13 protein-coding genes and 1 pseudogene are annotated in these 12451 nt (G+C 41.2%); 9 read left to right on the top strand and 5 right to left on the bottom strand.

Annotated elements, in window-relative coordinates; genetic code table 11:
- Positions 1-258 precede the first annotated feature (258 nt).
- From EQY75_RS06460 to EQY75_RS06445, 4 genes are read left to right on the top strand one after another with little or no spacing between them, the layout of a single operon-like run.
- The gene (locus tag EQY75_RS06460; RefSeq protein ID WP_129603998.1) at positions 259-759 is read left to right on the top strand and encodes a Dps family protein; all 501 of its coding nucleotides are present in this window, start codon (positions 259-261) and stop codon (positions 757-759) included.
- Positions 760-808: 49 nt separating this feature from the next.
- Positions 809-1711, top strand: a complete 903-nt coding sequence (locus EQY75_RS06455; protein ID WP_129603996.1) for a mechanosensitive ion channel family protein — start codon at positions 809-811, stop codon at positions 1709-1711.
- Between the two features lie 45 nt (positions 1712-1756).
- On the top strand, positions 1757-2305 hold the full coding sequence (locus tag EQY75_RS06450; RefSeq protein ID WP_129603993.1) for a hypothetical protein: 549 nt from the start codon (positions 1757-1759) through the stop codon (positions 2303-2305).
- A 43-nt stretch (positions 2306-2348) separates the two neighbouring features.
- Entirely contained in the window at positions 2349-2594 is a 246-nt protein-coding gene (locus tag EQY75_RS06445) for a hypothetical protein (RefSeq protein WP_165200551.1), read from the top strand.
- A 55-nt stretch (positions 2595-2649) separates the two neighbouring features.
- Here EQY75_RS06445 and cysM read toward each other — a convergent pair whose 3' ends face one another.
- Both cysM and epsC read right to left on the bottom strand, forming a co-directional pair.
- Complete coding sequence (gene cysM / locus EQY75_RS06440; RefSeq protein ID WP_129603991.1) at positions 2650-3534, bottom strand: cysteine synthase CysM; 885 nt, start codon at positions 3532-3534, stop codon at positions 2650-2652.
- Positions 3524-4321, bottom strand: a complete 798-nt coding sequence (gene epsC, locus EQY75_RS06435) for a serine O-acetyltransferase EpsC (protein ID WP_129603988.1) — start codon at positions 4319-4321, stop codon at positions 3524-3526. Before epsC ends, cysM begins: the two co-directional genes overlap by 11 nt.
- A 95-nt stretch (positions 4322-4416) precedes the next feature.
- On the opposite strand from epsC, the gene EQY75_RS06430 reads away from it, so the two are divergent.
- Entirely contained in the window at positions 4417-5097 is a 681-nt protein-coding gene (locus tag EQY75_RS06430) for a DUF2461 domain-containing protein (protein WP_129603986.1), read from the top strand.
- Here EQY75_RS06430 and EQY75_RS06425 read toward each other — a convergent pair.
- Both EQY75_RS06425 and EQY75_RS06420 read right to left on the bottom strand, forming a co-directional pair.
- The gene (locus EQY75_RS06425) at positions 5086-5496 is read right to left on the bottom strand and encodes a glyoxalase (RefSeq protein ID WP_129603983.1); all 411 of its coding nucleotides are present in this window, start codon (positions 5494-5496) and stop codon (positions 5086-5088) included. The two genes, EQY75_RS06430 and EQY75_RS06425, sit on opposite strands and share 12 nt — an antisense overlap.
- A 94-nt stretch (positions 5497-5590) precedes the next feature.
- On the bottom strand, positions 5591-6112 hold the full coding sequence (locus EQY75_RS06420) for a 5' nucleotidase, NT5C type (protein WP_129603981.1): 522 nt from the start codon (positions 6110-6112) through the stop codon (positions 5591-5593).
- Between the two features lie 215 nt (positions 6113-6327).
- Here EQY75_RS06420 and EQY75_RS06415 point away from each other — a divergent pair, with 215 nt between their 5' ends.
- Positions 6328-6729: an acyl-CoA thioesterase gene (locus EQY75_RS06415; RefSeq protein ID WP_129603978.1), complete on the top strand. Its 402-nt coding sequence runs from the start codon at positions 6328-6330 to the stop codon at positions 6727-6729.
- A gap of 1 nt (position 6730) precedes the next feature.
- Here the strand turns inward: EQY75_RS06415 and EQY75_RS06410 are convergent.
- Positions 6731-8013, bottom strand: a pseudogene (locus EQY75_RS06410) (dipeptidase).
- A gap of 127 nt (positions 8014-8140) precedes the next feature.
- Here EQY75_RS06410 and EQY75_RS06405 point away from each other — a divergent pair.
- From EQY75_RS06405 to EQY75_RS06395, 3 genes are read left to right on the top strand one after another with little or no spacing between them, the layout of a single operon-like run.
- A complete protein-coding gene (locus EQY75_RS06405; RefSeq protein WP_165200548.1) occupies positions 8141-9907 on the top strand; it encodes an ATP-binding protein in 1767 nt (588 codons plus the stop codon).
- A gap of 7 nt (positions 9908-9914) precedes the next feature.
- Positions 9915-10280, top strand: coding sequence for a response regulator transcription factor (locus EQY75_RS06400; RefSeq protein WP_129603973.1), 366 nt, complete (start codon positions 9915-9917; stop codon positions 10278-10280).
- 42 nt (positions 10281-10322) lie between these two features.
- On the top strand, positions 10323-12449 hold the full coding sequence (locus EQY75_RS06395) for a HEAT repeat domain-containing protein (RefSeq protein ID WP_129603971.1): 2127 nt from the start codon (positions 10323-10325) through the stop codon (positions 12447-12449).
- The last annotated feature ends 2 nt before the right edge of the window (positions 12450-12451 follow it).

Below are 12451 nucleotides of genomic sequence, written 5' to 3'. Positions count from 1 at the left end.
CGGGCGCACTTCAGATTTTCCCAATTTATTTGTGATACAAGGGACGTATTAACACCTCTTTTTGTTAAATACTTTTAATTTTCGTTAAAGGGTGTTAAATCACTTGACAAATCTCGTATATCCCTTATATTAAAGGTGTTGGAACGTTAAAAACTATTCTTTTTAAGGGCGTTCGCCCAGCACCGCCAAAATACCTTTGGCACTTTTTAAGACTTCGCTTCCAACACAAAACATTTTTTTAACGAAAACTATAACGCTATGAATTATTTAAATATCAAAGAAGAAAAACTATTGCCTGTAGTAATTGAACTCAATACATTATTGGCAGAATATCACTTGTACTACCAGAAACTCAGAAACTTTCATTGGAACATATTAGGACAGAATTTTTTCGACCTGCACGAGCAGTTTGAAACGATGTATACGGATGCCAGGGTGAAGATCGATGAGATCGCCGAAAGGATCCTGACCTTACGATACCATCCTATGAGCAACCTTAGCGCCTATCTAAAAACGGCCACTATTGAGGAAAGTACAGGGAAATTGGAAGATCGGGAAATGATTGCCGAGACTTTAAAAGCCCACAGTATCCTCCTGAAACAAATGGGCAAAGTGATTGAAAAAGCGAATTCCATAAATGACGAAGGAACGATAGATCTAATCGGCGCCTATGTCCGGGAACTGGAAAAGACCAGTTGGATGCTAAATGCATGGAATAAGGATAAAAAAGGCCAATTAAATACGGCATCTATGATCTAAGCCCATGTAAAAGCTGAAAGAGAATATTAACCTTTAAAAACACATTATAATGAAAGAAGATTTACAATCATCGTTCGATATATTACTAAATAAACTTTCCGACTGGGGTTCTGCTTTTGTAGAAAACCTTCCCAATATAGTATTGGCAGTAGCGGTTTTACTGGCAGCATATTTCCTGGCCAGGTACACCAGTAAAGGAGTATCTAAACTGGTAGCAAAAAGAGTACCTCAAAAGTCGATTACCAACTTGATTTCCAACCTAACAACCGTAGTAGTAGTGCTCTTTGGCTTGTTTCTGGCCTTAAGCATCCTGGATCTCAATGACGCGCTCATGTCTTTATTAACGGGAGCCGGGGTAGCAGGTCTGGTTGTTGGTCTCGCTCTGCAGGGAGCATTGTCTAACACTATTTCCGGGGTGGTATTATCTTTTAGAAAGAATATACGCATCGGCGACTGGATAGAAACCAATGGCTTTGCCGGAGAGGTGGTAAAGATCAACCTCAATAACTTTATCATCAAGGAAGCGGATAACAATAAAGTCATCATACCCAATAAAACCATACTGGAGAATCCGTTAAAAAACTTTACACTCACCAATAAGATGCGTGTGGTTCTCGGATGTGGCGTAGGATATGAATCTGACCTTGATTTTGTAGAGAATCTTACCAAGAAAACGGTAAAAGAGGCTATCGATCAGGTAAAATCCATGGACGACGTAGAGTTCTACTTTGAAGAATTTGGAGGAAGTTCCATTAACTTCATCATCCGATTCTACATCACAAGCGAAAGTGCCATCGAAAAATTACGGGCTAAGAACACCGTCATTAAGGCTTTAAAGAAAGCGTTTGACAAAGAAGGAATCAATATACCTTTCCCCATCAGGACTCTGGAATTCAACACCGGCCTTAAGGTGAATTCCAAAGAATTTGCTGAAGCACTTTCCACAAACTAATCACAAGTTAAATAGAATTAATTATTAATCTTAAAAATTTAAAATATGAAACATATATATAAAAAAATCACTTTAATATCACTGAGTATACTGACCTTCTCCTTCGGATTTGCCCAGGAGGCCATGTCAGACAATAAAGCGAGAACTTTCAGAACTGATACCGTAGCCTCGGAGAACCTGGAAAAGACTTACAAGGTTTATGAAAAAGGAGAATTGATCAAGAATTCAGTGAAGGTTACTACTACCCAGACACAGAAAATACAATTGGAAGGGGAAGATAAAGGACAGGTTAACCAGGATAGGGTAATTCCAAAGAAAACTATTTATAAGACGGTCAAGATTGATCTGGACCAGGACGAGGAATACGATGAGATGATCCGTTTCAGCTACAATGCCGATGTGAAGTCAGATTTTGTCCTCCTGCTAAACGAAAATGAACTCTATGTAGCCGTAGGGGAAGGCGAAAACCTGATGATCACAGACAATACGGATCTATCCAAAGCTGCCCTGAATGAAGGAAAGGAAGTATTTATCTTTACTGACAATGAAGGCAACAGAGTTTCCTTTAAGATAGAGGAATACCAGATAATGTAATACCCATTCACTAACATTGATTAAAAACTAAAATCAGAGTATTATGAAGATTAAAAGAATATTATTTGCTGTCACCATGATGATTAGTTTGAGCTTGCTCACGCTGAGTTGCAGGGAGACAAAATCTACTGAAGAGAAAGTAGAGGATACAATCGAAGAGGTTGGAGACAGCATGGAAGATGGAGCAGAAGAAGTAGAAGATGCCGTTGAGGATGCAGCAGATGAAGTAGAGGACGCTGTGGAAGACGGGGTAGAAGAGGTAGAAGATGCTACCGATGACTCCATCTAATCCGACTTACTGATTGGAAGAAAAGTGCACCTGTGAGGTGCATTTTTTTTTTGCCTTATTCAAAAAGGTCTGATGATAAATAACGGTCTCCACGATCGCAGATGATAGAAACAATTATACCCTCCTTTAATTCATTCGCGAGCCTTACTGCCGCGGAAGTTGCCCCACCGCTGCTCATCCCGGCGAAAATACCCTCTTCCACAGCCAGGCGTTTGGTCATGGCGATGGCCTCCTCTTCGCTTACTTCAAGGATCCGGTCTATTTTCGCAGGGTTGAATATCTTGGGCAGGTATTCCTTTGGCCATTTCCTGATTCCGGGAATACTCGATTCGTCCGTAGGTTGCACCCCTATAATTTGAATGTTACTATTTTGTTCTTTTAAAAATGTCGACGTACCCATTATAGTTCCGGTGGTTCCCATTGAGGAAACAAAATGAGTAACCTTTCCTCCGGTGTCACGCCAAATTTCAGGGCCTGTACTTTTATAATGTGCTTTCCAGTTGTCATCATTGCCAAACTGATTTACCATTACAAATCCTTCTCCGGACACTTTAGATTCTGCATAGTCCCTTGCGCCTTCAATTCCTTTTTCCGCAGAGGTTAGTGTCACTTTAGCTCCATAGGCACGCATAGTTTGAACCCTTTCTTTTGTCGCATTTTCAGGCATTACAAGTTCAATTTGAAGATCGAACAAACTTGCTATCATGGCCAGCGCTATCCCGGTATTACCACTTGTGGCTTCAATAAGGGGTGTACTTTTTGAAAATGTTCCCCGCTCAAGTCCGCTTGTGATCATATTCAAGGCAGCCCGGTCTTTTACACTGCCCCCCGGATTTTGTCCTTCCAGTTTAAAATACAACTGAACAGCAGGGTTAGGGTTCAAGGATTTTGCCTTTACCAATGGGGTATTCCCTATAAGATCTATTAGTTTAAATTCCATTATCCTGAAGTCGTATTTCAATTTCCGGGGTGTGGAAAACTTTTGAATTCGCAGGTACCGAACTTGTAAGCCATGCATTACCTCCGATTATAGAATTGGCACCAATCACCGTTTCCCCTCCCAAGATAGTAGCATTGGCGTATATAGTCACATTATCTTCAATTGTCGGGTGTCGTTTCGTATTACTGAGGCTTTTCGCTACGTAGAGCGCACCAAGCGTTACCCCTTGATAGATTTTGACATGGTTGCGTATAACGGCTGTTTCACCAATCACAACACCAGTGGCGTGGTCGATAAAGAATGACTTTCCAATCTGGGCACCGGGATTGATATCAACGCCGGTCTGTCTGTGTGCGTACTCGGTCATCAGTCGGGGCACCAGAGGAAATTTGTGTTTATAGAGCTCATGCGCAAGGCGATAAATCGCTATGGCATAGAATCCGGGATAGGCCAGATACACTTCTTCTATAGAGAGGGATGCCGGATCGCAATCAGCTATGGCCTGAGCATCTAAATTGAGACTTTCCAAAACCGTGGGCAGGGATTGAAAATAGTCTTCCCAGACGGAGCCACAGGATTTTTCCGGATCCCAACAAGCGAGGTTTACGAGCAGATCAAATTGTTGCTTCAACTTGGGCAAATTATCTCTGAAAGGGGTTTCTATATCAAATAGAGAGAGAAACAATAAGTCTGTAAACGCCTCAGTCTCTCTTTTGAGTCTGAATCTGAGATTCGGTTGGATCTTATTCTGTTTGATTTTGTTGATGATGATCTCCTGGCTATCCATGGCTTCTTTTTACAATTTAAAATTAACCATTAATTAAAAAGCCCCTTATTTAAAAAGGTTAACTTTATTACAAAACTTTTTAAATCCTAAGCTTTATGGAAACCGTAAGTATCAGCAAGGATGCCCTGGAATTCTTAAAGAAATTGTCTGCTAATAACAACCGCGATTGGTTTCAGGAGCATAAAAAAGAATTCAAAACTCACGAAAAAGAGGTAAAAGACTTCTATCTGACCCTTATGGAACGTATGCGGCTCCATGATGAGCTGGACAAATTTAAAATGTTTCGTATCTACAGGGATGTTCGTTTTTCCAAAGATAAAACGCCGTATAAAACCCATTATGCAGGATCTTTCAGCAGGGCTGGTAAGGCACTGCGAGGGGGTTACTACGCGAGGATAAAGCCTGGGGAAACCTTTATTGCTACAGGCTTTTGGGATCCAAACAAAGAGGATCTCTTTAGGATTCGAAAAGAGTTGGAGACAAATGCCTCTGAATTCCGTCAGGTAATAGGGGCAAAGAAATTAAAAGGTGTCTGGGGCGACCTAACCGGAGATGAACTTAAAACGGCGCCAAAGGGATTTGACAAGGAACACCCGGATATTGACCTTATTCGAAAGAAACAATTCATCTTTGTCAGGAATTTTACAGACAAAGAGGTACTATCCTCTGATTTCCTTTCAAAAGTGGATGATTCTTTTCAGGCAATCAGGCCATATTTTGACCTGATGAGTGATATTCTCACAACCAATCTCAACGGGGAATCCTTATTGCGATAAGGAAGCGAGCTCAAATAGTTGAACCTGATCTTTCAATCTTTCGATCACCATATTCATCATTCGCTTGTTGAGTGCTGAAGAATTCTGAATATAGATCTCGTACTCCTCTACGGTATATTGCCCAATGATCATTCCTTTGAGGGAATTCCTGAATTTCACGTCTTTTTGTATGGCGTGTTCAATGTATTCGAGCTTTTTGGGCAGCGTAAGTCCGTGGAAGAAGTTTTTGTGCTTGTGCACATAATTTCGGAATGCCGCGATTAAAAGCGCGTTCTGAAATTTGATAATAGGTCTTAAAGTTGCATTTTGGAATCTTTCATCCCCGCTCATGTCTTCGGTAATTCGCGCGTTTGGTAATAAAGGACGAAACCTCAGAAGCTCGGTAGATCTATCGTTCATCTTTGAAGTTTTAATAAAATTAGAAAATCATCAGGGGGGCATTTTGCAAAAATCAATTACTTGTTAACGGCTTTATGAACAAAAGCAGGGGCCCTTAGAGTAGTTCTTTTGCAATTTCTTCCCAGTTGTTTACCCTTTCAAAGTGATTGGTATTAATGTTGTGCGGCGAAGTGAACAACAAGGGCCTGCCAACAAAATTCTCGAGATTGTGGGAGCGGTCATCGATAAGAATATCGCCTCTGAGAATCTGTTTGTCACCACAGAGTATTCGGTTTTTCCAATGAATAAAAGGGAAGTATTCATCCAGCCATTGATGCTTTTCAAGTAGTGAATTAGGGAATTGCATGGCCGCGGAGGCGACGTATATGGCGTATTTATCGTTTAATTCCTTTAAGACCTCAATGCTGTTCCGCATCGGTTTAAGACCCCTGAAAAATCCTTCGGCATAGTAGTGTTGCCATATACTGTCTTTTCTGTCTTTAGGTACTTTTTGCCAGACCTCATGGCCCATACACTCCTCCTTTGTCAGGTTTTCACCAAATTCCCTATTGTAATATTCAATATGAGCTGTGTAGGTGTCTGCCATCACTTCATCCATATCTACAAAAAGGATCATACGCTTCGCTTTTATGCAAATTTCTTAAAATTAGAAGGAAAATGAGACGGGCTTTGGATTAGTTTAACAGAAGTTCTCGATTTAAGTTCACACAGGAATAGAAGTTGACAATTATTCGCCCCCTAAATTGTCAAAATGGTAATTCGAACTTATACCATCATAATATCACCTTTGGGAGCTATTAATAATAGTAATTTTGCATCAAATTAATGACTATGAGATTTCACACCAGAAAATGGGTAAAACCCGAAGACCTTAATGCCAATGAAACGCTATTTGGGGGCAGATTACTCTCCTGGATTGACGAAGAGGCCGCGCTGTACAGCATCATACAGCTGGAGAACAAAAAAGTAGTTACCAAATACATGTCGGAAATCAACTTTATGAGCACAGCTCATCAGGGTGACATCATAGAAATTGGGATAGAGGTAGTTAAATTTGGAAAATCATCGCTGGTTTTGAAATGCGAAGCTCGGAATAAAATGAACCGTGAGACCATACTTACGGTTGACAATATCATTATGGTAAACCTCGATTCTAAGGGCAAACCCTTGCCACACGGTAAGACGAAGATTGAATATGTAAAAGACCGCCTGGCCGAAGAGGAGGACGATTAATCTATTGCATTTCCAAAGCTACGGCCTGTACTTCATCGAGTACGCGAAGTAAATTCTCACCCCAAAGTTTTGCGATTTCTTCTTCAGAGTAACCCCTTTTTACCAGTTCCAGGGTAACATTGAAGGTTTCTGAGGCATCAGACCAGCCTTCAATTCCGCCTCCTCCATCGAAATCCGAACTTATGCCAACATGGTCAATCCCTATCAGGTCAACCATATAATCGATATGATCTACAAAGTCGGCCACATTTACTGCCGGGGGCACGTCGATTTTGGTATCCGCCAGTTCTTTTCCCATAGCCATGACCTTGGGATAGTTTTCAATAAATTCGGCCCTTTGTTCCGGGCTCAGGCTTCTGAACTGTGATCTTTCGTACCAATTGATGCCAAGGGAATCGGCCACCTGTTGATACAATTCCTTCATAAATGCTTTGTATTTCTCGTCTTTTTCGGTATTCAGGTAAGAACTAAAGGCTACGGTTTGTACAACGCCTCCGTTTTCTTTTAACCATTGCAGTTGTTCATCGTCGAGATTGCGACTGTGATCGCATAATGCCCGTGCGGAAGAATGGGAAGCGATTAGGGGGCTTTGCTGAGCTCTATCATTTGTTGCATAGAAGACTTGGCCGGATGTGAAACATCTATCATTATTCCAAGTCTATTCATCTCATTAACAGCTTGTTTACCTAATTCACTTAAACCATTATGTAACCATACACTGTCGGCTTCGCCCGTGTTAGAGTCGGCAAACTGGCTATGCCCATTATGAGAGAGGGATACATATCGGGCACCTAATTGATGGTACTTTTCAAAATTTGTGAGATCTTCTCCCATGGGATAAGCATTTTCAACCCCGATCATCGCCACTTTTTTACCTTCTTTATGCAGCTTTCTCACTTCTTCTGAAGAAAGCGCCAGCCCAATTTTATCAGGGGCTATATCCTCACAGAGGCGGTGGATGGCATCAAACTTGGCCATGGCATTCTCCTCCGCCTTGGCGTATGCTGATGGGGTTAGTGAATCCTGTCCGGTATACACGATAAGCCAGGCAACGTCTAAGCCGCCTTCTTCCATTTTGGGTAAATTAAGCTGAGTTTCCAGACGTTGTGTATAGTTGATACTATCGGTAAAATTCATCACATTGATATCATCGTGAGTGTCGACGGTGATGACCTTTTCGTGAATTTCTCTCGCTTTGGCGATGATGGTTTCAGGGGTTTCCTTTTTCGTTTCAGCACAGGAAACAACCGATAAAAGACAGATAAAGGAGATGAAATACTTCATATTGTAAAAATTAGACCTACAAATAAAGCAATTTGACAACACATTCTACAGTCTAGGTAACATTTAATTGTCATCCCTTGATTTTATGGGGATTTTAGTCTGGTATATACACCCCAAAACCCCAGGCTTGAAATCTAAAAACCTACTTACTCAAATCACCGATCTGGAATCGGCCCTCCACAATTTTTCTTTCGAGGAACTCAGTACCGCTGAGGCAGCAAGACTAAAACGGTCTTTCGATCTTTTTAAAAACGAATTAGAAGCCAAAATCTGGGGATTCAATCCCATAGTTGAGGAGAATTCTAAACCCGCCGAGGAACAGGACGTGGCCTCTACAAAGAACGAAAAGGAAGAATCGTCACTTATTGCAAAAGTTAGTCATGAGATTCGAACGCCCCTCAATGGAATTATTGGCTTCGCAGATCTGTTGATAGAAGGGAAACTCGATGAATCTCAGAAAGAGCAAGTAAATGCTATTCTGAAGGCTTCAAATTCCCTGATGGAGATCATCAACGAATTGCTGGAATATTCCAAGCTGGAAGCAGGGCGGGAAGAATTTAAAAAGGTCCCTTTCAATTTTCACAACCTTATCAGAGAAGTGTCTTACCTCTGTGAGACCCTAATTGTGGACAAGAAAATTGCTTTTGAGGTAAAAATTGATCCAGAAATTCCACAATTTTTATTGGGAGACCCTTCAAAGCTTAGTCAGGTCTTACTCAATCTGCTGGGCAACGCGATAAAATTTGCCGATGAGGGAAAAGTTATCCTTGACGCAAAATTAAAGACAACGAATGTTAACAGAGTCGGGATTGAATTCTATATCTCGGATACGGGTATCGGCATTTCCGAAGAAGACTTACTCCATATTTTCGATGCCTTTAAAAGGGCCAGACAGCATACATTTTCGAAGTATGGTGGTACGGGTCTCGGATTGAGCATAGTAAAGCAAATCGTTAACAGGCTGGGAGGGGACATTACCGTAGAAAGTAAAGTAAACAAAGGAACTACATTTCACATGCAGCTCGAATATGAGGTGGGGAAAGAGGAAAAAACAAAGATGAAAAAGAGCTCCAATGCAAGTCCTGCAGATGTTGAAGCTTTAACTGTTCTCGTCTTCGAGGACAACCCGCTGAATCAATGGTTGATAAAAAAACGCCTTAAGGAATGGGGCTGTACGTTCTTCGTCACAGAGCACGCTGAAACAGGCTTAAAAATACTGGAGGAAGAAAATATTCATCTCGTCTTAATGGATTTGCATATGCCGGTTATGGACGGCTATGAAATCACACAAATGATAAGGGCATCAGATCATCCGAGGATTTCAAAAGTACCGGTGATTGCTTTAACAGCCGACTTCTCGGTCAACGACAAAGAGAAGGCCGCAAGTAAAGGGATCAATGACTACATCCTAAAGCCCTATACCCCTGAAGAGTTAATGGAGAAACTTATCCAATACGGATTTTCAAATGAACAGGAGAATGCCCTGCAGAAAAAAAACGCAGATCTGGGAGAAGTTCAAAAAAAGCTAGAAGCGGGAATGTCCATAGACCTAAGCGGGATGCTGGAGGACTGTATGGGTGAAGTAGATATGCTTGAGGAATTACTGAATCTTTTTAAGGGTAATGTCCTGGAATTTATTGGAAAGGCCAGGATGCATCTAAAAAACAAGGATTATGAACAGTTGCAATTTGTTGCACATAAACTGAAATCAGGTCTCGCCATGGTTCAGGCAGCAAACCTGCTTATCCTGGTGCAACAGATTCAGGAACACTGCAAGACAGACAAGAATCACGACCAAATGCAGTACCTGTACGAACAGTTTATTAAAGAATATCCCATGGTAGAATTTGCCCTGGACAAGGAAATGACCCGATTGAAAAAGGAAAATAAATAAGCGGCTTATGAAACGTATTTTACTTGCAGATGATGACGAATTACTGGCTTCGCTCCTGAATTACAGGTTGGATAAGGCCGGTTTTAAGGTGCATTGGTCCTGCGATGGCAGGGAAGTCAAAGAAGAACTCGAAAAAGAAATACCAGATATCATAGTGAGTGACATTATGATGCCCTATTTCTCAGGTCTTGAACTGGTAGACTACGTTAGGAACACCCTGCAATCTAAGGTACCCATCATTATTATCTCAAGTGCAGGAAACGAAGAGAATGTTCTCTCGGCTTTTGAGTTAGGCGCTAACGACTTTATAGCAAAGCCTGTTAGTCCTTCCGAACTTCTGGTGAGAGTAACCCGTGAATTAAGCAAAATCTAATTATTGTTTAAAGCAGAACTAACATATAGAATTTACTCACTATTGAGTATTCCAGAGATCCACACGGATCTTTTGTGGGATCTTAGTGTCTTGTTAGGAAGTCTGTGTATCCTCTATTTTGGTTTTATCTTTTTTTTCCGGAACAGGCTCTCTGCAAAAACGCGGAACATCAGTGAGAGAAGGAAGCAGCTCACACCCATTATAAGTAATTTCCTCTTCTACGGGGAAGATGCAAGTAAAGAAGAAAAATACGAATACGTAGAGCTAAAGGTTGAAGTTAGGGAGTTTATCAAGGACCCCATTAACAGAAGTATTCTGAAAGAAATTCTTTTAGACCTGCAGCGCGATCTCACAGGTGATGCCAGGCAAAGGCTATTTGTACTGTACAAGGATTTTGACTTGCACCTGGATGCTTTTGCAAAGCTCAACAGCTGGCGTTGGGAGATTGTTACCAAAGGGATTGTGGAATTAACACAAATGGAGGTAGAAGAAGCCTATACCCAGATCAAAAAATTTATAAATCACAAGCGAAGTGTCATCCGAAGACATGCCCAGATTGCAACAGTTTCCCTAAAACACGAAGGTATCGGACAATTTCTGGATACTAACAAGTACCCGATATCCGAATGGCAGCAAATTAAAATACTAGAAATACTTCGCAACAAAGAAGATTATCTACCCCCTAGCTTTGGGATTTGGCTCACTTCCAAAAATAAAGATGTCGTCTTATTTGCGCTAAGACTGATCAGGCATTACAATCAAACGGATGCCAATGCCTCTGTTACAGAGCTCCTGAAACACAAAAATGAAGAAGTAAAACAGGCTGCCATCGAGTGTATTAAGGAGTTTGGAATCACCGAAGCCATCCCAACCTTAATGGCCTCATTTAAAAGGGCTAAGAGAGATACCCGAATTTTTATTCTGGATGCTTTAGGTGCAATCGGAGGAGAAGAGCAAATCCCCTTTTTACTCGAAGTGCATCAAAAAATCTCAAATTTTAATGTAAAGAGTAAGGCTTTAGGTGCCATTAATTCCATTTCCCCCGAAACGGTTCTCCCACAAGATAATCTTGATCCGCTTATTCAGGTTTCCGATGAGGCTGTGGAGCTGGAGGATGAGGAGCAGTCCGTTTCCGAGGAAAGCGCAGAAAGGGAATTAAACGAATCGCCCACAGAAACAATAGAAGATAACATCGAGATCACAGAAGAAAGCAGTGAGCTCTTTTACGAAGATTTAGACGTATTCGACTACTGTTTTATGGAAGAGCTCAACGAGATACTAGATCAACAACAAATTGAGGATGATAATCTGGAAGTAAAATATCTGCCACTCGACTTTTTACCTGTCGTTATAGAAAAACCAACCGCCATGGATAAGAAAAAACCTAAAAAGAAATGGAAAAGAAAGCTCAGGAAGCTCAATGTTTCCTATGAGGAAGTTCATCCGGATGAAAACTTCAGAAAAGAACTGGAGGAGATTCTAAGCAGGGTAGAAGTGCCGGATATTGATGGAAATATGGAAACCGAATATCTCAACTTCAACTTTCTACCCTTTGTCATAGACGAAAATTTAGAAAGCCAAAACCTGCCCAAGCTTTTGCAGCAGATCAATGAATTGAAGGTTGACGGAGTCGAAATTGTCCTTCCTGAAGAAAATGGTAAGTCTGAAGCGACAAAAAATGCGGATATAGGTCAACCTGAATCTGAAGAAGAGGACCTCGACGCATGTGCTATGGTTGATTGGGAGGACATTGAGATTGGCAGGGGCGAATTGAACAAAGAGGATACCCTGGAAGAATTGGACGATAATTCTGATTCTCAGCATAAAGCAGCAATCAATGAAAAGGCCACATATGGTTTCAGCATATTCGAAGAATTATTCCGAAGCTGCGATGTGGAATCGAAACTGATCCTGATGAATGAAATTCTTGACCTGGGAGATCAGAAGGAACTTGCTTTCTTAAAATCACTTTATAAAGACCCCAGTGGGAAGGTGCGGGATAAGGCTAAGAGAACGGCAGCTATGCTAAGTGAAAAACTCAGGAAAGAGAGCACAAAAGAAGTGGAAACGGAGAGTCTGGTGAAGTGGGAGAAGAATTCAGAGCTCATTACACTGCTGAACTTTGATCTGACGTTAAATGGTTCTGATTCCAAAAAGACAAGAAAATAAGT

The organism is Muriicola soli (assembly GCF_004139715.1).
Taxonomy (GTDB): Bacteria; Bacteroidota; Bacteroidia; order Flavobacteriales; family Flavobacteriaceae; genus Muriicola; species Muriicola soli.
The sequence above is the reverse complement of the archived record's forward strand: the minus strand, read 5'-3'. Positions and strand labels throughout refer to the sequence as shown.

Bases quoted from the DNA above. Each gene is read 5' to 3' on its own strand.
- EQY75_RS06460 (WP_129603998.1), top strand. From the start codon at position 259: ATGAATTATTTAAATATCAAAGAAGAAAAACTATTGCCTGTAGTAATT.
- EQY75_RS06455 (WP_129603996.1), top strand. From the start codon at position 809: ATGAAAGAAGATTTACAATCATCGTTCGATATATTACTAAATAAACTT.
- EQY75_RS06450 (WP_129603993.1), top strand. From the start codon at position 1,757: ATGAAACATATATATAAAAAAATCACTTTAATATCACTGAGTATACTG.
- EQY75_RS06445 (WP_165200551.1), top strand. From the start codon at position 2,349: ATGAAGATTAAAAGAATATTATTTGCTGTCACCATGATGATTAGTTTG.
- cysM (WP_129603991.1), bottom strand. From the start codon at position 3,534: ATGGAATTTAAACTAATAGATCTTATAGGGAATACCCCATTGGTAAAG.
- epsC (WP_129603988.1), bottom strand. From the start codon at position 4,321: ATGGATAGCCAGGAGATCATCATCAACAAAATCAAACAGAATAAGATC.
- EQY75_RS06430 (WP_129603986.1), top strand. From the start codon at position 4,417: ATGGAAACCGTAAGTATCAGCAAGGATGCCCTGGAATTCTTAAAGAAA.
- EQY75_RS06425 (WP_129603983.1), bottom strand. From the start codon at position 5,496: ATGAACGATAGATCTACCGAGCTTCTGAGGTTTCGTCCTTTATTACCA.
- EQY75_RS06420 (WP_129603981.1), bottom strand. From the start codon at position 6,112: ATGATCCTTTTTGTAGATATGGATGAAGTGATGGCAGACACCTACACA.
- EQY75_RS06415 (WP_129603978.1), top strand. From the start codon at position 6,328: ATGAGATTTCACACCAGAAAATGGGTAAAACCCGAAGACCTTAATGCC.
- EQY75_RS06400 (WP_129603973.1), top strand. From the start codon at position 9,915: ATGAAACGTATTTTACTTGCAGATGATGACGAATTACTGGCTTCGCTC.